The 19,430-nt window shown below is 68.1% G+C and carries 20 protein-coding genes and 1 tRNA gene; 12 read left to right on the forward strand and 9 right to left on the reverse strand.

The window, feature by feature from the left end:
* Positions 1-46 precede the first annotated feature (46 nt).
* A complete protein-coding gene (locus AC1DGI_RS16610; protein WP_476899618.1) occupies positions 47-1,249 on the reverse strand; it encodes a PucR family transcriptional regulator in 1,203 nt (400 codons plus the stop codon).
* A gap of 99 nt (positions 1,250-1,348) precedes the next feature.
* Here AC1DGI_RS16610 and AC1DGI_RS16615 point away from each other — a divergent pair, with 99 nt between their 5' ends.
* Together AC1DGI_RS16615 and AC1DGI_RS16620 are read left to right on the forward strand one after the other, a co-directional pair.
* Complete coding sequence (locus tag AC1DGI_RS16615; protein WP_441400814.1) at positions 1,349-2,419, forward strand: ferredoxin reductase; 1,071 nt, start codon at positions 1,349-1,351, stop codon at positions 2,417-2,419.
* A 13-nt stretch (positions 2,420-2,432) separates the two neighbouring features.
* Positions 2,433-3,635 (forward strand): fatty acid desaturase family protein, encoded by a 1,203-nt coding sequence (locus tag AC1DGI_RS16620; RefSeq protein ID WP_476899619.1) that lies wholly within the window; start codon positions 2,433-2,435, stop codon positions 3,633-3,635.
* Here the strand turns inward: AC1DGI_RS16620 and AC1DGI_RS16625 are convergent.
* The 3 genes from AC1DGI_RS16625 to radA all read right to left on the reverse strand — a co-directional run bounded on the left by AC1DGI_RS16625 (position 3,632) and on the right by radA (position 6,167).
* Positions 3,632-4,285, reverse strand: a complete 654-nt coding sequence (locus tag AC1DGI_RS16625) for a class I SAM-dependent methyltransferase (protein WP_441400810.1) — start codon at positions 4,283-4,285, stop codon at positions 3,632-3,634. The two genes, AC1DGI_RS16620 and AC1DGI_RS16625, sit on opposite strands and share 4 nt — an antisense overlap.
* Before the next feature lie 35 nt (positions 4,286-4,320).
* Positions 4,321-4,626, reverse strand: coding sequence for an SHOCT domain-containing protein (locus tag AC1DGI_RS16630; RefSeq protein ID WP_441400808.1), 306 nt, complete (start codon positions 4,624-4,626; stop codon positions 4,321-4,323).
* 167 nt (positions 4,627-4,793) lie between these two features.
* Entirely contained in the window at positions 4,794-6,167 is a 1,374-nt protein-coding gene (gene radA / locus AC1DGI_RS16635) for a DNA repair protein RadA (protein ID WP_476899620.1), read from the reverse strand.
* A 163-nt stretch (positions 6,168-6,330) separates the two neighbouring features.
* Between radA and AC1DGI_RS16640 the strand changes: the two genes are divergently transcribed.
* A complete protein-coding gene (locus tag AC1DGI_RS16640) occupies positions 6,331-7,128 on the forward strand; it encodes a glycoside hydrolase family 25 domain-containing protein (RefSeq protein ID WP_441399637.1) in 798 nt (265 codons plus the stop codon).
* Between the two features lie 35 nt (positions 7,129-7,163).
* On the opposite strand, the gene AC1DGI_RS16645 is transcribed toward AC1DGI_RS16640, so the two are convergent.
* Entirely contained in the window at positions 7,164-8,291 is a 1,128-nt protein-coding gene (locus AC1DGI_RS16645; RefSeq protein WP_441399638.1) for an FUSC family protein, read from the reverse strand.
* 260 nt (positions 8,292-8,551) lie between these two features.
* Here AC1DGI_RS16645 and pstS point away from each other — a divergent pair, with 260 nt between their 5' ends.
* The 4 genes from pstS to pstB all read left to right on the forward strand — a co-directional run bounded on the left by pstS (position 8,552) and on the right by pstB (position 12,730).
* Positions 8,552-9,670: a phosphate ABC transporter substrate-binding protein PstS gene (gene pstS, locus AC1DGI_RS16650; protein WP_476899621.1), complete on the forward strand. Its 1,119-nt coding sequence runs from the start codon at positions 8,552-8,554 to the stop codon at positions 9,668-9,670.
* Between the two features lie 194 nt (positions 9,671-9,864).
* Entirely contained in the window at positions 9,865-10,797 is a 933-nt protein-coding gene (gene pstC, locus AC1DGI_RS16655; protein ID WP_441399640.1) for a phosphate ABC transporter permease subunit PstC, read from the forward strand.
* A 1-nt stretch (position 10,798) separates the two neighbouring features.
* Positions 10,799-11,908 carry a phosphate ABC transporter permease PstA gene (pstA, locus tag AC1DGI_RS16660; RefSeq protein WP_441399641.1) on the forward strand — a complete coding sequence of 370 codons (1,110 nt, stop codon included), beginning with the start codon at positions 10,799-10,801 and terminating at the stop codon, positions 11,906-11,908.
* A gap of 42 nt (positions 11,909-11,950) precedes the next feature.
* Positions 11,951-12,730, forward strand: coding sequence for a phosphate ABC transporter ATP-binding protein PstB (gene pstB / locus AC1DGI_RS16665; RefSeq protein ID WP_441399642.1), 780 nt, complete (start codon positions 11,951-11,953; stop codon positions 12,728-12,730).
* A gap of 42 nt (positions 12,731-12,772) precedes the next feature.
* Here the strand turns inward: pstB and AC1DGI_RS16670 are convergent, their stop codons facing one another.
* The 3 genes from AC1DGI_RS16670 to AC1DGI_RS16680 all read right to left on the reverse strand — a co-directional run bounded on the left by AC1DGI_RS16670 (position 12,773) and on the right by AC1DGI_RS16680 (position 15,425).
* A complete protein-coding gene (locus AC1DGI_RS16670) occupies positions 12,773-13,789 on the reverse strand; it encodes an inorganic phosphate transporter (protein WP_476899622.1) in 1,017 nt (338 codons plus the stop codon).
* Between the two features lie 2 nt (positions 13,790-13,791).
* Positions 13,792-14,409, reverse strand: coding sequence for a DUF47 domain-containing protein (locus AC1DGI_RS16675; RefSeq protein ID WP_441399644.1), 618 nt, complete (start codon positions 14,407-14,409; stop codon positions 13,792-13,794).
* A 359-nt stretch (positions 14,410-14,768) separates the two neighbouring features.
* On the reverse strand, positions 14,769-15,425 hold the full coding sequence (locus tag AC1DGI_RS16680) for a hypothetical protein (protein WP_476899623.1): 657 nt from the start codon (positions 15,423-15,425) through the stop codon (positions 14,769-14,771).
* 225 nt (positions 15,426-15,650) lie between these two features.
* On the opposite strand from AC1DGI_RS16680, the gene AC1DGI_RS16685 reads away from it, so the two are divergent.
* The 5 genes from AC1DGI_RS16685 (at position 15,651) to AC1DGI_RS16705 (ending at position 18,671) form a co-directional block, all read left to right on the forward strand.
* Positions 15,651-15,723: transfer RNA gene (locus tag AC1DGI_RS16685), tRNA-Lys, on the forward strand.
* 142 nt (positions 15,724-15,865) lie between these two features.
* The gene (locus AC1DGI_RS16690) at positions 15,866-16,369 is read left to right on the forward strand and encodes a MarR family winged helix-turn-helix transcriptional regulator (RefSeq protein ID WP_476899624.1); all 504 of its coding nucleotides are present in this window, start codon (positions 15,866-15,868) and stop codon (positions 16,367-16,369) included.
* A gap of 123 nt (positions 16,370-16,492) precedes the next feature.
* Complete coding sequence (locus AC1DGI_RS16695) at positions 16,493-16,795, forward strand: hypothetical protein (RefSeq protein WP_476899625.1); 303 nt, start codon at positions 16,493-16,495, stop codon at positions 16,793-16,795.
* Entirely contained in the window at positions 16,792-17,721 is a 930-nt protein-coding gene (locus tag AC1DGI_RS16700; RefSeq protein WP_476899626.1) for a serine/threonine-protein kinase, read from the forward strand. Before AC1DGI_RS16695 ends, AC1DGI_RS16700 begins: the two co-directional genes overlap by 4 nt.
* 137 nt (positions 17,722-17,858) lie before the next feature.
* Positions 17,859-18,671 carry a putative protein N(5)-glutamine methyltransferase gene (locus AC1DGI_RS16705; protein ID WP_476899627.1) on the forward strand — a complete coding sequence of 271 codons (813 nt, stop codon included), beginning with the start codon at positions 17,859-17,861 and terminating at the stop codon, positions 18,669-18,671.
* A 21-nt stretch (positions 18,672-18,692) separates the two neighbouring features.
* Here AC1DGI_RS16705 and AC1DGI_RS16710 read toward each other — a convergent pair whose 3' ends face one another.
* Positions 18,693-19,199, reverse strand: a complete 507-nt coding sequence (locus AC1DGI_RS16710; protein ID WP_476899628.1) for a hypothetical protein — start codon at positions 19,197-19,199, stop codon at positions 18,693-18,695.
* Between the last annotated feature and the right edge of the window lie 231 nt (positions 19,200-19,430).

A 19,430-nucleotide genomic window follows, 5' to 3' on the forward strand; every position in this document is an offset into this window, starting at 1 on the left:
TACCCCGCCGTCGCGTGGCTGTAGGAATCCGTAAGCGGATCGTACGCTAACGCCTGCCGGCGTGCAGCGCGAGCTCCAGTTCAAACCGCGCCTCCGGGTCCTCGAGTGCGTCCCCGAACAATTCCCGCAGCTGGGCCGCCCGGTAGCCCACGGTCTGCGGATGGATGCCCAGCTCGGCGGCCACCGGCGCACGCTGGCCCCAGTGGCGCAGCCAGGAGAGCAGGGTTTCGGCGAGCCGCTCGCGCTGCGCCGGCCTGAGGCCCTCCAGCGGTGCGAGGCGGCGGTTGGCCAGCTCGGTGATGGCGGAAGGCTCGGCGCCGAGGATCACTGCCGCGAGATGTTCGTCCGCCCAGATGGGCGGGTCCTCCGGCCGGTCCCGGAGCGGCATGGCCGATGCCGCCAGCACGGCCAGCCGCAGGGAGTCAGGAACCTTCTCCCAGCCGCCTGCCGGGCCCACGGAGGCGCCGCGGCCCCGCAGCGCCTTCTCCAGGTCTTTCCGCGCGGACTTGGACTTGTGTGCCGGGACCAGCACCACGGCATCGGTCTCGCGTTCAATCACCAGGGTTCCCGGGCCCAGCCGCAATCGCAGCCCCGCGGCGCGGTCCAACGGCAGCGTGACCACCGACATGCGCTGCGGCAGCGACCAGTCCGCCATGGCCGCGCTCTGGCGCAGCGCCGCCTCGTCCGCCTGCCCCAGCAGCAGCAGGTCCAGCAGTTCGGTGCGGCGCCGGTCCACCGCCCCGGCGCGTTCGGATTGCTCGAAGGCGTAGGCCTCGGCGCTGACCGCGGACAGCTCGTCGATGTACGCCAGAATCGATTCGCCCAGATCCACCACCACGTTCTGGCCGAGATGGTGTTCAACCGAGACCTTGGACATCTCGCGGAACGTGACGCGGGCGCCCATCCGGTACGCACTCAGCAGCGCATCCATGCTCCGCCCCTGCCGGAACTCCCCGCTGCCCAGTCCTGCCACGAGCTGACGGCTCTCCACGGAAAGGGCCGGGAGCGTGGTCCCGGGGAGTTGCAGGAAGCGGTCCAGGGCCGTCGCCACGCCGCGCCGGAGTCCCCGCCCGAAGCGGCCCTCGATCGGCCGTGCGTAGGCGGGAACCAACTGTGGCACGGCCTCAATGATGGCCTCCACAATGCCGGGCATCCTGGGCCGGAGCATGTCGCTGACTTCTTTCGGCAGCGCCAGCCACGGCGGGTCATAGGCGGGGTAACCGGGGTTTCCGGTGGGGGATGCGTCCATGGTGGGAATCCAAATACTTGTTGTGTGGAGATAGTTTCCTTGAGTCGATCGTATGCCTTGGGTGAAGAATTATGGCGCCTGTTGACATAGGATTGATGAATGATCCGGCTCCGTAAGCTGGCGCGCGCCGCATCTCTACTGACCACCCCGCTAGCTCCAGAAGACATTCTGTCGCTGTTCAATCCCGTGTTTTCTGCCCGCCAGTTGCGCGGGGTGGTGACCCGGGTGGTCCCCGAAACGGCCGATTCCGCCACCATTTTCTTTCATCCCGGCCGAGGCTGGCAAGCACACCGTGCCGGCCAGTGGGCCCGCATCGGCGTCGAACTCGACGGTGTCCGCCACTGGCGGTCCTATTCGCTCAGCGCGCCCGCCGGCGAGGACCCCGCCATCACCGTGACCGACATGGGTGCCGTCTCCGGCACCTTGGTCCGGACCACCAAGCCCGGCGACGTCCTCTTCCTGGCACCGCCGCAGGGAGACTTCGTCCTGCCGGAGCACCCGCGTCCGCTGCTCATGCTCACCGCCGGCAGCGGCATCACCCCGGTGATGTCGATGATCCGCACGCTGGTCCCGCACCGCCCGGATGCCGACGTCGTCCTCATCCACACGGCGCGGACCCCGGCAGACGCCATCTTCCTCGAAGAACTGGCCGAACTGGCCGACCAGTTCCCGAATTTCAAAGTTACCCACTGGTTCAGCGCCGAACACGGGCGGCTGGACTTCGGCGCCGCCGACGCGCTGGACCGGCTGTGCCCGGACTGGCGTGGCCGCGCCGCCTACGCCTGCGGCCCCGCCGGATTCCTCGACGACGCCGAGACGCTGTGGGCAGCCGAAGCGGCCGACCCCGACGCCTCGGCCGCGAACCTGACCATCGAACGCTTCAGCACCACGCTGGCCGGCGGCGAGGGGCACGACGGCGGACTCGTCACCTTCGAGGCCTCCGACCGTGAAGTCGAAGCAGACGGCGAGACCCCCCTGCTCGACGTCGGCGAGGACGCCGGGGTCTTGATGCCCAGCGGCTGCCGGATGGGTATCTGCCACAGCTGCCTCATCCCGCTGCGCGCCGGCCAGATCCGCGACCTGCGGACGGGTGAAGTGCACGGCGAGCCCGGCCAACTAATCCAGACGTGTGTCTCGGCAGCCGCCGGGCCCGTTAACCTCGACCTCTGAGGAGAACCATCAGATGACCACAGTTGCAGACAAGCCTGATCTCGCCGAGGAAGGCAGCGCCAGCGCCGCCCCCGCCGGGACCTCCGTCCCGGGCGTCAAGAAGCGGCCCGGCGCACTCGCCGAGACGGGGAGCCCCCTGCTCCGGCCGCCTGCGGCGGCACACCTGTCCGACGAACAGGTCGCCGAACTGGGGCGCGAACTCGATGCCGTCCGCGACGAAATCCTCGCCAAACGGGGCGCCTCCGACGCCGCCTACATCCGCCGCATGATCAAAATCCAGCGTGGCCTGGAGATCTCCGGCCGCGCGGCGCTGCTGGTCAGCAAGAATAAGACGGCCTGGGTCGCCGGCACCACCATGCTGAGCCTCGCCAAGATCCTGGAAAACATGGAGCTGGGCCACAACATCCTGCACGGCCAGTGGGACTGGATGCGGGACCCGGACATCCACTCCACCACCTGGGAATGGGACTTCGTCACCCCCGCCCGTGCCTGGCAGCACACCCACAATGACCTGCACCACCGCTGGACCAACGTCGTCGGCAAGGACAACGACATCGGGTACAACCTGCTGCGCATGGACCCCCAGCAGGAATGGACGCCCTTCAACCTGGGCAACCCGCTCTATAACGCACTGCTCGCCCCGGTCTTCGAATGGGGCATCGCGATCTACGATCTTGAACTCCAAGATTTCAAAGAGGGCAAGAAGTCCAAGCAAGCCCTCACCAAGGACCTCAAGGCCCTCGGCCGCAAGGCCCTGAAGCAGTTCACCAAGGACTACGCCGCCACGCCCGCCGTCGCCATGCTCACCGGCTCCGGCAAGCAGGCCCTCTACGGCACCCTTACGGCCAACGCGGTGCGGAACGTCTGGGCCCACGCAGTGATCTTCTGCGGCCACTTCCCGAACGGGGCAGACACCTTCACCGAAGAAATGGTGGACGGTGAGACCCGTGGCGACTGGTACGTGCGCCAGATGATCGGCTCGGCCAACATCTCCGGTTCCAAGTTCATGCACCTGATGACCGGCAACCTCTCGCACCAGATCGAGCACCACCTCTTCCCGGACCTGCCATCCAACCGCTACGCAGAGGTGGCGCCCAAGGTGCAGGATGTCTGCCGGCGGTACGGCCTGCCGTACACCACCGGCCCGATCTGGAAGCAGGTGGGCTCCACTTGGGCCAAGATCTTCCGGCTGGCCCTGCCGCCGAAGAAGGCCTAGGCGCCCGGGCCGGGCGGCCCGGCTTTGACCGCCACTCCGAGCACATGGGCCAGCGGTGGGTTGCCCGGCAGGGGCGAAAAGCCGAAGCGGTCCAGTGACCGTATGGTCAGGCCGGCCCGTACGACGGCGGCCGGAGTGTCTCGGTTCGGGTGGCAACCTCCGGCCAGCCGGCTCCAGAGCGGTGTGAGGAGGTCTTCGGCGACTCCCAGCAAGCGGTGTGTTGAGCGGACGTGCTCGTAGAACAGCAGCAGGCCGCCCGGCCTGAGGACCCGGACGGCTTCGGCCAGGACGGCGGACGGGTCGGCCACGCTGCACAGCACCAGGCTGGAGACCACGGCGTCCACCGAAGCGTCCGCCGCCGGCAACGATTCGCCCGCCCCCTGGAGCACCGTGACCGGCACCGGGGCTGCGGCTGCGGCGGCTTGCGCCAGCGCCCTGAGCGTGGGGTTCGGTTCGAGTGCCAGGACCTGCGATACCGCGGGCGGGTAGAGCGGGAACGTGGCACCGTAACCTGCCCCGATTTCGACGACGGCGCCGCTCGCCGCTGCCAGCAGCCGCCGGCGGTGGGCCGAGGCGCCGCGGCCGTCCATCTTCGGTCCCAGGCGGGCATACGAGCGTCCGAAGGAGGATGCAGCCTCAATGTCATCCATGGGCATCTTTACGCTCCGCGGGCCGCGCCGGCGCGCTAGGGGCCTTCGCCAAGTTCCGTCACATTCGCGCGGTACTGCTCCGCCGTCAGCTCGCCCTTCGCGAAGCGCTCATCGAGGATGAGCCGGGCCTGGCTCCTGCCGCCGGCGGCGCCGGCGTTGCGGCCCGGAAGTCCCGGCTGGCCGTAGAGGCCGGCGGGGCCGGCGGCTCCGTGCCCCTGGGCTCCTTGGCCGGTGCCGCCAAATACCCGGATCGCCAGCAGGACGAGCACCGCGATGCCGAGCAGCAGCAGCATGCCCCAAAGCCACATCCACCACAGGTTCTGCCCGTACCCCCACATCATGACCGGTCCCTTCGCCAGTGGAAGCTACTGATCCAATGGTGCGCCCGCAGGGCAGGGAGCGCCAGAGTTCCGCGGCGCCGTCGGTTCCGGACGACACCGGTTCCGGACGACACCGGTTCCGGGCGGCACCGGGTGACACCGGGCCGAACTGCCCCGCGGCGCCGTCGTCAGCTGATCAGCAGGCTAAGGGCCTCCGTCAGGTGGCTGACCTCCCGGACCGAGAAACCGGCCGGGACCGGGCCGGGGCCGTTGGGGCTGGCGGGCACTACCGCATGTGTGAAGCCCAGCCGGTGGGCTTCCTGGATGCGCTGGTTGATCCCGGGCACCGGACGGACTTCCCCTGCCAGGCCCACCTCGCCGAAGGCGATGAGGCGCTGCGGCAGCGGTTTCTTGGCCTTGGCGGAGGCAACCGCCAGGGCGACTGCCAGGTCCGTGGCCGGCTCGCTGAGCTTCACCCCGCCGACGGTCGCCACGTAGGAGTCATCTTTTTGCAGCAGGCAGCCGGCGCGCTGCTGCAGCACAGCCAGCAGCATGGCTACCCGCGAGCTGTCCAGCCCGCTGGTGGCCCGGCGGGGCTGGGCGTTGGCGCTTTCGGCCAGCAGGGACTGGACCTCGGCCAGCAGCGGCCGGCGGCCCTCCAGTGTCACCGTAATGCAGGTGCCGGAGACCGGGTCCTTGGTGCGCGAGACAAAGAGGCCGCTGGGATCGGCCAGGCCCACGATGCCGTCCTCGTTCAGATCGAAGCAGCCGACGTCGTCGGTGGGGCCGTAGCGGTTCTTGACCGCTCGCAGCAGCCGCAGCCGGGAATGCCGTTCACCCTCGAACTGGCAGACCACATCCACCAGATGCTCGAGCAGGCGGGGGCCTGCGATGGAGCCGTCCTTGGTCACGTGCCCCACCAACAGGGTGGTCATATTGCGGCGCTTGGCCGCGGCGATCAGGGAGGCCGCGACTTCGCGGACCTGGGAGACGCCGCCGGCGCTGCCTTCGACGTCGGCGCTGCTCAGCGTCTGCACCGAGTCCACAATCAGCAGCCGTGGCTCCAGTTTCTCCACTTGTCCCAGCGCCTGGCCGAGGTCCGTTTCGGCGGACAGGTAAAGCGATTCGGCGACGGCGTCGATCCGGTCCGCGCGCAGCTTTACCTGGGCGGCCGATTCCTCGCCGGTGACGTACAGGACGTCCTGGGCCGTGCGGGCGAATTTGGCGGCGACGTCCAGCAGCAGCGTCGACTTGCCCACGCCGGGCTCGCCGGCCAGCAGGATGACCGCGCCGGGGACCAGGCCGCCACCGAGCACCCGGTCCAGTTCGTCCACGCCGGTGGGGAGGAATGCGGCCGTGGTGGCATCGACGTCAGCGATCCGGCGGGCCGGCTCCAGGACGGTGGTCGCCGCCGTCGTCCGCGCCACAGCGCCGCCGGTCTCCTCCACGGTGCCCCAGGCCTGGCACTCGCCGCACCGGCCCACCCACTTGACAGTGGTCCAGCCGCATTCCGCGCACTTATAGCCCGGTGCCTTGACGGCACGGGAAGTCTTTGTTGCCATTGCTCCACCCTAACCGGGGGCACCGACGTTCGAGGGTCCGCCGGCTCAAGTCCGGACTGCGGGCGGGTGCGGCAAAGCCTTGACCGTGGACGACGGTTCCGTTCATGCTGGGATTCTGTCTCGCTAGGAAGGCCCAACCGGAAGGCCGACGATGTCCCCTCGTATGCACACTGGTTCCCCGCGGCGCTTCCGGGTCCTCCTGGTCGCCGCCGCAGCAGCTCTGCTGACGCTGGTGGCCCTGCCGGCCGAGGCGGCCACCCAGCCGGGGCCCGGCAACGACGTGTCGTGGCCGCAGTGCGGAAAGGCGCTGCCGAAAGGCCAGGCTTTCGGGATTGTCGGCGTGAACAACGGCCTGGCCAACACCACAAACCCGTGCCTCAGCACACAGCTGACGTGGGCCGGCACGTCGAAGGGCGGCACGGGCCAGCCGTTGGTCGCCCTGTACGTCAACACCGCAAATCCCGGCGCGTCCGGATCATGGTGGCCCACCAGCAACACCTACGGCGGGACCACCGTGACCAACCCGTACGGGGACTGCAACCAGGGATCCTACGGGCCCGCCTGCTCGTATATGTACGGTTTCGCGAAGGCCTACGACGACGCCAACATCAGGGGCGTGAACAACCCGTCGTCCTACACATGGTGGCTTGACGTCGAGACGGGCAGCAGTTGGTCAACGGACACTTTGGCGAACCGCGCGGATCTCGAGGGCATGGCAGCCTACTACGCCAGCATTGGAGCCCGAACGGGCCTCTACTCCACCCGAAGCCAGTGGGACCAAATCGTCGGGGCGGTGCCGTCTTCCAGCAACCTCTATGCACTGCCGAGCTGGCTCGCCGGCGCCAAGTCCCTGGCCGTGGCCGGACGCAAATGCTCCGACACCGCGCTCACCGGCGGCGGCCAGGTATCCCTGACCCAATACGTCTCGGGCGGGTTGGACTACGACCGCTCCTGCGTCTAGTACTCCCGAGCGCCGGCCCCGCTATGCCGGCCCCGCTATAGGGAGGGCAGCATGTCCCGGGCCTCATCCGGATCCATCCCGGTGGCTTCGAGGAGGTCCACCATAAGCGGCCGGAAGAGCATCACCACGGTTTCGCCCTCGAGCCGCTGCACGTCCAGCAGCCGCGGGTGCAGCCGGCCGGCCGTCTCGCTCAACTCCACCTTCGCGGTGCGCAGGTGGGCTCGCCGGGCGCCGTCGTGCACCTCTGCCAGGCCCAGCCCCAGTTCATCGATCGCGGCCGCCGTCTCCTGCAGGACCTCGGCAATGTTCTCGGTGGCCTCGTCCGAGAGCGCGGCGTGGTTGATCGCACTGGTGAGCCGGCGCGCGAACACGCGGCTGTTGCGCAGCGCGAGGTCGATGAAGTCCACCGACTGCGCCAGCCGGTCCAGCTCGTCGCGGTAGCGCCGGTAGGCCGGGGCCAGGGTGGCGACCTCACCGGAGGAACGCAGGGTCTGGCGCATGGAATCGACCAGCGGCTGGCAGTTGCGGCCGCGGATCAACGCATGCCAGGCCTGGGTGGAGTCGCTGTGGCTCAGGGCCGAGGCACACTCCCGCAGCACCTCCGCCAGTTCATGCAGGAGCTTCTTGACGTCGTTGCGGGGTTCGCGCCGCGGATCCTTGGGAATCAGGAAGGTCACCACCAGGGCGAACACGCCGCCCACCACGGCATCGAGGCTCCGGGTGAAGGGGCCGCCGGCCGGGGCCGGCAACAGCACCACCAGGAGGGACTGCAGGCCGAGTTGGGTGGTGAAGATAGTCCCGCTGTCCAGGAAACGGGCCAGTAGGATCGAGAAGAGCAGCACGACGGCGGCCTGCCAGATCCCCGCACCCAGCCAATTCAGCAGCAGGTCGCCCACCACAATGCCGAGGGTGCAGCCCAGGCCCACCTCCACGACGCGGCGCAGCCGCGGATCCCGGGAGAAGCCCAGGGCAATCAGGGAGGAGGTCGCGGCAAACAAGGGGCCGGTGTGGCCCAGGACGTACTCGGCGAAGGCGTAGGCCCCGACGGCGCAGGCGGTCATCTGGACGGCGGGTAGAAGCGATTTGCGGCTCCGGATAAAACCGGTGCGGGCCCGGCCGCGCAGGAATCGTGCGCTTGCGGTGAATCCAGTAGCGGAGGCCATGCCCACCAGTCTATTTGCTGGCTCCAGTGGACCGCGCCGCACGGCGGAGCCCCTACGACTGTGACGCAGCTAACGCAACAGCAACCCGTCAGATGTTGGCGAATGGTCGGGAGTAGTTAACCTGCCGTTCACTTTGGACCACAGTTCTCTTCACTTGGGACACCTAACTTCGATAAAGGTACAAACCGTATCCACCGTCTTATTGTTCGGACGTCTCCGGTCCGGCACGCATCTGAATAACCCTGGAAGGGGTACATCTAGTGAAGGCATCACGCTTCGGCCGCAACTCGGCCATCGCTGTCATCGCAGCCGGCGCTCTCGCGCTCACCGCTTGCGGTTCCGACAACGCCACCAACACCGCGCAGTCGGCAGCGCCGTCCTCCTCGGTCAAGGTCACCGGCACGCTGACCGGCATCGGTTCCTCCGCGCAGGGTGCGGCCATGGACGTGTGGAAGACCAACTTCTCCTCCGCCAACCAGGGCGCCAACGTGCAGTACTCCCCGGACGGCTCCGGCGCCGGCCGCAAGGCGATCATCGACGGCTCGGCGCAGTTCGCCGGCTCCGATGCCTACCTGACCGATGCTGAGCTTGCCAGCGCCCAGGCCAAGTGCGGCCCCGACGGCGCCCTGAACATTCCGGTTTACATCTCCCCGATCGCGGTCGCGTTCAACCTGCCCGACCTCAAGGAGCTCAAGCTCGACGCTCCCACCGTGGCCAAGATCTTCCGCGGCCAGATCGCCAAGTGGAACGACCCGGCCATCGCCGCGCTGAACCCGGACGCCAAGCTGCCGGACCTCAAGGTCACCCCGGTGAACCGCTCGGATGACTCCGGCACCACCACCAACTTCACCGACTACCTCGCCGCCGCCGCGCCCGAGGTCTGGACCGACAAGTCCTCCGGCATCTGGCCCGCGTCCCTGAAGGGCGAAAACGCCAAGGGCACCTCCGGCGTCGTCAAGACGGTTACGGACACCCCCGGCGCCGTCACCTACGCCGATGACTCCGCCGTCAGCGGCAAGCTCGGCATCGCCCAGATCAAGGTCGGCGGTTCGTTCACCAAGATCTCCGCAGACGCCGCCGCCAAGGCTGTCGACGCCGGCAAGCCGGTCGACGGCCGCAACGCCAACGACCTCTCCATCAAGCTGGACCGCAAGACCACGATCGAGGGCGCTTACCCGATCGTGCTCGTCTCCTTCCACGTCGTGTGCAGCACCTACGACACCAAGGAAACCGCAGACCTGGTCAAGGCCTTCGAGAACTACGTAACGTCCGACGCCGGCCAGAAGGCCGCAGCCGACGCCGCCAAGTCCGCGCCGCTGTCCAAGACCCTGCAGGACAAGGCGCAGAAGTCCATTGCAACCATCAAGGCCAAGGCCTAGGGATCTGTTGCGCTACTAAGGCATAGTGGAAACACCAGCCTGACTTAGGTTCCCTGTTCCGAAAAGGCGGTTATTGACCGTCCGCCCGGGGCAGGGAACCTAGGCGTTTGTCCGAAGTACCAAAAGATTCACCGCCAATGGCCCGGAGAGATCCCCTTGGCCGCCGGTGCAGATCGAAGCTGAAGGATCGTGAAGTGACCACCACCTCCCTGACCAAGTCCCGGGGCGCCGGCCGCGCCGGCGACAAAGTCTTTTCTGGAGCCACCTTGGCCGCAGGGTGCCTGATCCTTGCCGTGCTCTTCGGCGTGGCGCTCTTCCTTGTCGTCCAGGCTATCCCTGCCCTCGTGGCGTCGCCGGACAAGATCCAGGGCGGCCAGGGCTTCTTCGCCTACATCTGGCCGATCGTCATCGGCACCCTGATCGCCGCCGCGATCGCGCTCGTGATCGCGACGCCGGTCGCGATCGGCGTCGCGCTCTTTATCTCGCACTTCGCCCCGCGGGGACTGGCCTCCGGCCTCGGCTACGTGATCGACCTGCTGGCCGCCATCCCCTCCGTGGTCTACGGCGCCTGGGGTGCCGCGTTCCTGGCCAAGGAAATCTCGCCGCTCTACAACTGGCTGGCGAACAACCTGGGCTGGCTGCCGATTTTCCAGGGCCCGGCCTCGGCCACCGGCAAGACCATCCTGACGGCGGGCATCGTGCTGGCCGTCATGGTCCTGCCCATCATCACCTCGCTGACACGCGAAATCTTCCTGCAGACCCCCAAGCTGCACGAGGAAGCGGCCCTCGCGCTCGGCGCCACCCGCTGGGAAATGATCCGGATGGCCGTGCTGCCCTTCGGCCGCCCCGGCATCGTCAGCGCCGTGATGCTGGGCCTGGGCCGCGCCCTGGGCGAGACCATGGCCGTCGCCCTGGTGCTCTCCTCCGGCGCCCTCACGGCGAGCCTCATCACATCGGGCAACCAGACCATCGCCGCCGAGATCGCCCTGAACTTCCCGGAGGCCAGCGGCCTGAAGGTCAGCACGCTGATCGCCGCCGGCCTGGTGCTGTTCGTCATCACGCTGGGCGTGAACATGATTGCTCGGTGGATCATCACCCGGCACAAAGAATTTTCGGGAGCCAACTAAAATGACCTCCACCCTGACCCCGGTGCGTAAGCGCTCCGCCCTGACCAAGGGCCAGCTGCCCAAGGCCGCGCCCTACATCGTGCTGGCCCTGGCGCTCGTCATCGGCGCCGCCATTCTGGCCCTGATCGGGTTCAACGCCTTCGGCTGGGGCGTCGCCACCGCAATCCTCTTCGCAGCCGGGCTGGTCGGCTGGAGCGCAGCCGTGGAAGGCTCCCGCAAGGCCAAAGACAAACTGGCCACCTGCCTCGTGGTCGGCGCGTTCCTGATCGCACTGCTGCCGCTGATCTCGGTGATCTGGACCGTACTGGTCAAGGGCCTGCCGGGCCTGCTGGACCCCGGATTCCTGGGCACGTCGATGAACGGCGTCACCGGCGCGTTCGACAACAAGAGCGTCGACGCAGGCGCCCCCGTGGTGGGAGGCATCTACCATGCGCTGGTGGGCACCGTGCAGATCACCCTGCTCGCCACCGTCATCTCTGTCCCGGTTGGCCTGCTCACCGCGATCTACCTGGTCGAATACGGCGAAGATCGGGCCCTGGCCCGCGCCATCACGTTCTTCGTCGACGTGATGACCGGCATCCCCTCGATCGTGGCCGGCCTGTTCGCCGCGGCGTTCTTCTTCGCCGTCGTCGGCCCGGGCACGAAGACCGGAGCCGTTGCCGCCGTCGCGCTTTCCGTGCTGATGATCCCGGTGGTGGTCCGCTCCAGCGAGGAAATGCTCAAGATCGTCCCGAACGAATTGCGCGAAGCCGCGTACGCCCTCGGCGTGCGCAAGTGGCGGACCATCCTCAAGGTGGTGATCCCGACGGCGATCTCGGGCATCGCCTCCGGCATCACCCTCGCCATCGCCCGGGTGATCGGTGAGACCGCCCCGATCCTGGTCACCGCCGGGTTCGCCACGTCCATCAACAACAACGTGTTTGGCGGCTGGATGGCCTCGCTGCCCACCTTCATTTACACGCAGATCCTCAACCCGACCTCGCCGTCCAACCCGGGTCCCTCCGACCAGCGTGCCTGGGGCGCGGCCCTGGTCCTCATCATCCTCGTGATGCTGCTCAACCTGGGCGCCCGCCTGGTGGCCCGCATCTTCGCCCCGAAGACCGGCCGCTAGGCCGCCGGCACCCGCCTCCATCTCCACAAGTGAAGGAACCGCATGTCTAAGCGCATCGACGTCAAAGACCTGAACGTCTACTACAGCAAATTCCTTGCCGTCGAGGACGTCAACATCAATATTGACCCCAAGTCCGTCACGGCCTTCATCGGCCCTTCCGGCTGCGGCAAGTCCACCTTCCTGCGGACCCTGAACCGGATGCACGAAGTCATCCCTGGCGCCCGGGTGGAAGGCGAGGTGCTGCTCGACGGCGACAACCTTTACGGTCCCGGCGTGGACCCGGTCACGGTGCGATCGCAGATCGGCATGGTCTTCCAGCGGCCCAACCCGTTCCCGACCATGTCGATCCGCGACAATGTGCTGGCCGGCGTAAAGCTGAACAACCAGAAGATGTCCAAGGGTGAGGCTGATGCACTCGTGGAGCGGTCGCTGCGCGGCGCCAACCTCTGGAACGAGGTCAAGGACCGACTGGCCAAGCCGGGCTCGGGACTGTCCGGCGGCCAGCAGCAGCGCCTCTGCATCGCCCGCGCCATCGCCGTGGAGCCGCAGGTGATCCTGATGGACGAGCCCTGCTCCGCGCTGGACCCGATCTCCACGCTCGCCATTGAGGACCTCATCAACGAGCTCAAGGACGAATACACCGTGGTGATCGTGACCCACAACATGCAGCAGGCAGCCCGCGTCTCGGACAAGACCGCGTTCTTCAACATCGCCGGTACCGGCAAGCCCGGCAAGTTGATCGAATACGGCGACACCCACACCATCTTCAGCAACCCGACCGTGAAGGCCACCGAGGACTACGTCTCGGGACGCTTCGGATAAACCCGCCCGCCAAACCCGGCGCTGGGAACAACCGACGAGTCCCTAAAGGCCCGTGAGGGGCGACAGGGCGAGTCCCAGCACGAAGGCAGCCGCGGCGGTGACCAGCGGGGTCAGAGTCCAGAAGGCCAGGATCCGGAGCACCACCCTCCGGTTGGTTGCCGGGTACCTCTGGTTGGCGCCCGCCCCCAGCACGGCAGAAGTCACGGTATGGGTGGTGGAGATCGGCCAGTACAGCCCGATCGCGCCAACCAGCAGCAGCGCGCTGCTGAACAGTTGCGCAACGAAGCCGCGCAACGGATCGATCCGGATCATCCGATACCCGATGGTGTAGGCAATCCGCCAGCCGCCCGCCAGGGTGCCCGCGGTCAGCATGCCGGCGGTCAGCAGGGCCACCCAGGCCGGAATGGAACCGCCGTCGGGCAGCCCCGCCGCCACCATCGCTAGGATCACGACGGCGCTGGTGCGCTGGCCGTCCTGCAGGCCGTGGCCAAACGCGACTGCGCCCGCGGCGATGGCCTGGGCCCGCCGCGACCTGGTGTTCACCACGTTCGGCGGGGTGTAGCGCGCCGCCCAGGTGGCCGGCCAGACCAGCAGGTAGGCGCCCGCGAACGCGATGGCCGGGGACAGCAGCAGGGGCAACGCCACCTGGAACAGCAGGGACTCGTCCACGCCCGCGACGCCGGGGTGGCCCACCGCCACGCTGGCGACGGCCGCGCCGGCGAGGCCCCCCACGAGCGCGTGCGTCGAGGAGGAGGGGATGCCGCGCCACCAGGTGTAGAGACCCCAGAGCACGGCGCTGAGCAGTCCGGCGATGAGGATGGTCAGGCCGTTCCCGCCGGAGGGAAGAACCACCCAGGCCCGGCTGACCGCCAACGCCAGGCCCGCACTGAGCCCGGCGCCGATGAAGTTGAACAACCCGGCCAGGAGAACCGCCACGGTGGGAGTCAGGGCCCGCGTCCGGACGGCGAGGGCAACCGAGGACGAAGCGTCCCTGAAACCGTTGAGAAAGGCGAACGCCCCGGCGAACAGAACCACCAGGGCAAACAAAACGATGGTCACCCTCAGGATTCCTTGACGATGATGCTGCCCACCTGGGTGGCGATCCGCCGCATGTCCTTGGTGACGTCCACGAGCTGGTCCGCGACGTCGCGGTGGCGCGCGTACTGGGCCGACTTCATGTCCTTGAGCATGTCCGCGACCCAGACCCGGTGGGTGCGTTCCGCCCGTTTGGTAAGCCGGAGGATCTCGATCCAGTAGTCCTCCAGGTCATCCAGGTCGTTCAGCTTGCGCATGGCGTCGACCGTCAGCTCGGCCTGCCGGCTGATGATTTCCAGCTGCTCGGCCGCGCGCTTGGGCGGCCGCTCCAGCTTGTACAGGAGGACGAGGTCCGCGGCGGCGTCCAGCTTCTCCATCGCCTCGTTAAGGTAGCGGGACAGCCCGTACATATCTTCGCGGGGGAGCGGGTTCAGGAAGCTGGTCCGCATGTGCGTCAGGAGGGCAAAGTGCAGCTCGGCCGATTTCGCCTCGTGATTGTGCATGTCCTCCACGAGACGCGGATGCTCGCTCGCGGGGGCGCCGAGGATTTCGGCAAACGTTCCCGTGCCCAGGACTATCTGGTGGGCCATCTGGGACAGCAGGTTCAGCCCGACGGGCTCCTGGGGGAAAAGGCGTAGCTTCACGTGGGGTTACCGGTCTCCGGACGAGGCTTACACGGGGCTTGTCTGCCGGCCCTGGAACGTGACGATGACCCGCGCATATACATTACTTTACCGTCCGGACTCGAACTGCCGGGACCCGCCGCCCGCTGCCCGGCCGGAGACATGAAAATGGTGCCGAACCGGATACGCCTCTCGGCGGTAGGCCGCTCTAGGCGGCTAATTGTTGAAGCCCGGGGGTTTCGCGGTTCGGCACCGCTTTTAGTTTTCTACGTCGGGGGGACCAAGTCAACATTGACAGTGCGGGCCCGGCGTGCGTCTTGACAGTACCGAAGAGCCGCGCTAAATTCGCGGATTCCCGGGCCGTGCGCGCACAAAAGGCCCTAGTCCAGCTCGCCCAGCCGCCAAGCGTTCGCTGCGTGTTCCAAGTCCTCGGCGGTCTTCACCAGGAGGTGCGAATTCCGCGTGAGCTTGCTGGCGTGGTTCGCGTTGCTGTGCTCCGCACTGTCGGCGAGCGTGGCCTGGCCCAACGCCACCACCCGGCAGAAGGCCGCCGAGCGCTCCAGCGCGACGTCGAAGTCGCCGTCGAACGCCCCGGACAGAATGGCGTCCGCCATTGACTTCATTTCCTCGGCACCCGGAGGCTCGGCGGCGCCGGCTACCACGTGGGAAACCTGCGCGGTGTCCTTGCCGGCCCGGAAGTAGACCGAGATCCGTTCGGGATCCCGGATCGCCACGGCGCGGAGGGCGTAGAGCCGCCAGAGGGCGCCGGGGAGGGAGCGCGCCGGGCTCTCCGCCCACATCTCGGCGATGGCATCGAGGCCTTGTTCATCCGCGAGCTTGACCAGCCGCCGGGTGATCTTGGGGTCGTCGCTGTCACGGCCGCGGCGTACCAGCGCCTGCGCCGCGAGGTGTGCGGCTTCCGAGACTCGCGCCGGATCGGCGCCGCCGGCGAACGGTTCGAAGTCGAGCGGCGCGAAGGGCTTCGGCTTGTGGTGTCGGTGCGGTCCCGGGCTGCTGGCTCCTGCTTGCTCGTTCATGCCACCACGCTACTCCTGTGTATTCCGGGAATCGAGGATGGTCCCGGCGGCCGGCAGGACACCGGAGTGCCGCCGGGACGGCTGCGGGGAGCCGGTCGACGCCGGCGTGTCGGGCCGGGTGAAAAAGCCTGCCCGGGTCTGGGGTACAGTGTTAACGTTCAGAAATGGACTGGGCCGACGTGCCCGTCTTACGGGGGAATTCTCTGCCGTTGACGGTGTCGGCCGGGGCCTTTAGCTCAGTTGGTAGAGCATCGGACTTTTAATCCGTGGGTCGTGGGTTCGATCCCCACAGGGCCCACTCTTTTAGCGAAGAGTGGAGAAACCCCTGGCATCCTGGCGACAGGAGGCCAGGGGTTTTTATGCATCCCGGCGGGTTCCTCGTGCAGGGTTTCCCACAGATAGCACGACAGCCTAGTTATCAGTCGGGCTAGGATTGCCGGATGAACTCGGACAGCGCAGCAGGCTCGGGGTACTGGTATGGCCCGGAGGGCCGGCTGGATCCCGCCTCGGCCGTGCTGCACGCCCTGCGGAACTACCGCGCCGCCGAGGTGGCCACCCGTAAGGCCACCCGGGACTCGATGGGCATGGGCGAGACCGACCTGCTGGCCCTGCGGTACCTGCTACGCGCCCAGTCGGCGGGGGAGCAGGTGGGGCCGAAGGATCTCAGCCGCCGCCTGGGCATCACCACCGCGTCCACCACCTCACTGATCGACCGGCTCGTGGGCAGTGGACACGTCCGCCGCGAGCCGCACCCCACCGACCGGCGTTCCTTGGTGATCGTTCCGACGGCGGGCACCGACGCGGAAGTCCGGGCCACGCTCGGCGACATGCATCGTCGGATGCTGGCCGTAGCGGAAGAGCTCAGTGCCGAGGACAGCCGGGTCGTTGTGGGATTCCTGCAGCGCATGACCGAGGCCTTGGACGGCCCCGCGCGACGCCACTGAGCAGGACATCGAACTCGCACAAAACTGCCGGATACAAAACTAGCTAGTTGACCTAGTGATATGTATGCTTACTAAGTCGTATGTAGGCTTACTAACTGTCGGATGAGCGTGTGTGGAGGAGTCGTGGCTAAAGTGTTGACGATCACCGGAACCCCGGGGGCCGGTGTGGCACAGCTGGCCGCCCGCCGGTCCGCCGCAGGGCAGGACGTCGTAGTTCCCACGCTGCCGTCGGACCCGGCTGGCCAGGCGCCCCGCCACTGCGGCACCCCGATGCGATGGACCGCCCCGGTCCTTGGCGCCAGGACGGACTACTCCTTCGACGCCGGCACTGATTCAGCGCCACTGCCGCCCGTGTGGCGTTGCTCCTGCGGGTTCCAGCTCGACGGCATCGTCCACACCCGCCACTCGCTGGCCGCCCTTTCGTGAGCGCCACGACGGCGGTGACGCTACCCGCGGGCGCGGCCATCCGTCCGGAGGCCACGACCACCGGCGCCGGCCTCAACGCCACGATCCTGCCACTACCGGACGCCCCCGGGGGCCGGTTCCAGGTGCACGAACTGCTGGGCAGGGGCGCAACCGCCACCGTTTTCCGTGGCACGGACCTGGTCAACGACCGCCCGGTGGCCATCAAGGTGGCCGAGGGACCATCCGAGAAACATGCGGGCCGGATCCACGCCGAGGCGCGAATCCTCGCGTCCCTGGATCACCCCTCAGTTGTCAGCTTCATCGCCGCGGGCACGGTCCCCGGCGATGGTCCGTGGGCGGGCCGGCCCTTCCTGGTCGAGGAATTCGCACATGGCGGAGACTTGGCCGAACGGATCCGCGGCGGCGACTCCGGCTCTGCGGAGGTGGCCGGCTGGGCAGCCGCCGCGCTGTCCGGCCTCGGCCACGTCCACGGGCACGGACTGGTACACCGCGACATCAAGCCCGCCAACATCCTGCTCAGTGCGCTAAGGAGATCCCCGGTGCGCCTCGCCGACTTCGGCATCGCCACTCCGGCCGGCACGGCACCGGCACCCGGCGAGTCGTCAGGCACGGTGCACTACATGAGCCCGGAGCAGGCCTCCGGCCAGCCCCTCCGCGCTGCCACCGATATTTATGCACTCGGGTTGGTGCTGCTCGAGTGCCTCACGGGTGTCCGGGCCTATCCCGGGACGCCCGTCGAGTCGCTCGTAGCCCGGACGCTCCGCGCCCCGGAAATCCCCGCCCAACTCGGTACGGGCTGGGTGTCCTTGCTGACGGCCATGACCGCGATGGATCCCGAAGCGCGGCCCTCGGCCGTCGCGGCGCACAAACTCGCCGCCAGGCTCGCTCCCGCCCGGACGCTGCCCCCGCTCCGCCTGGCAGGCTGAGGCGTAGCCCGGAAGGCTCCAAGGCGAGGTTGCAGGCCCGACCCCGGCGCCCGCGCGCCCGGCGGCGCCCTTCCGCTTGGATAGCATGGGGCTTCCAGGACCTGCTGACTGCAGCTTCGGTGGAAAGGGATGATGCCATGGAGTCTCGCGCCACACCGCGGCCCGAGCTGGTCGGGCGGCTCCGCGCCGCCGGCTGCGTCTTCGCCGAAGATGAGGCGGTCCTGCTGGAAGCAGCAGCCGCCGCCGGCGCGGAACTCGACGGGCTTGTCCGCCAACGGGTCTCGGGGCTCCCGCTGGAGCATGTGCTTGGCTGGGCCGAGTTTTGCGGCCTCCGCATCCTGGTGGACCCCCGGGTCTTCGTGCCACGCCGCCGGACCGAGTACCTCGTCAAGTGCGCGGCGCGGCTCCTAAGCGCCCGCCCGGCGCCGCGCTGGCCAGTGGTCGTGGATCTCTGTTGCGGCTCGGGTGCCGTCGGTGCCGCGCTCGCCGCCGCAGCCGGGCCGCTCGAGCTTCACGCCGCCGACGTCGACCCCGCTGCCGCCGCCTGCGCGCGGCGCAACCTGCTCCCGCTGGGGGGAGAAGTACACGAGGGCGACCTGTTCGATCCGCTGCCCGAGCGGCTCCGCGGCCGGGTGGATCTCGTGGCGGTCAACGCGCCCTACGTTCCCTCGGGAATGATCGGCACCATGCCGCCGGAGGCGCGCCTGCACGAACCGCGGGTTTCGCTCGACGGCGGCCCCGACGGGCTGGAGCTGCAACGGCGAATAGCCGCCGCGGCGCCAGTGTGGCTGGCGCCGGGCGGCCATCTGTTGATCGAAACGAGCCGGCGGCAGGCGCCGCAGACCGTCAAGATTCTCGCCGGGAGCGGGCTCTCCGGCCGTGTGTTCGGCTCGCGGAAACTGGACGCCACCGTCGTGCTGGGCGGCGTTCCTGCCGCGAAGGAGGGTTAGTGGCCGCCCGGGCCGGAGCTGTCAGTGTTTCTCCGGGTCCACGTTGGTGGCCGGGCCGGCAGGCGTGGCGCCGCCTTCATCCGACCAGTCCTGACCGGTCTCATCGTTCAAAGCCGGATCGGAGCGGACATCGGGCGCGGAGTCCACGGAAGTGTGAGCACCACCGGACGTCCCCAGGTTCGCTGTCTCAGGGTGGGTGCTGTGGGCGGGGACGGCGCCGTCGGACGGGGTGCCGGCTGCGGCCGGAGGCTTCACGGACGCTGCAGAGCCGGAGGCCGTGTCGTCCCGGTGAACCGCGGAGCTGATGACGGTGGCGGCGCGACGGGCGGCCTCGCTGAGCTGGCCGGACAGGTCGGGGGCCTTTTCCTTGACCGCCTCGGTAGCGGCCGCCACCTGGTCCTGGACCGGCTTGCTATCCCAAAGGCCGGTTGCCCGGGTCTTGAGTTTTTCGTAGGCAGCCCGACCGGAGCGGGATCCGAGGACGAAACCTGCCGCGAGACCGGTGCCGAAAAGAAATTTGCCTTTCATGCTGTACTCCTGCTCTTGCTGCTCTGGAAGTTATGCCCCGGATGATTTGTCCGGTTACTCAAAAGCCGGCCCCAGGAAACCCTGAACTGGTCCCCGAAAGTTGGACTCGCAAATGCGATGTCTCCACTTTAGCGGCCAGCGATCGGCCCTTCTGAGAAGGCTCCGTCCCATTAGGGACGGAGCCTTCCTTTGTAAGTGAGTGTCTGCTTCGAAACGGCGTCGACACTGCGG

Source organism: Arthrobacter sp. 05N428_2, assembly GCF_056397065.1.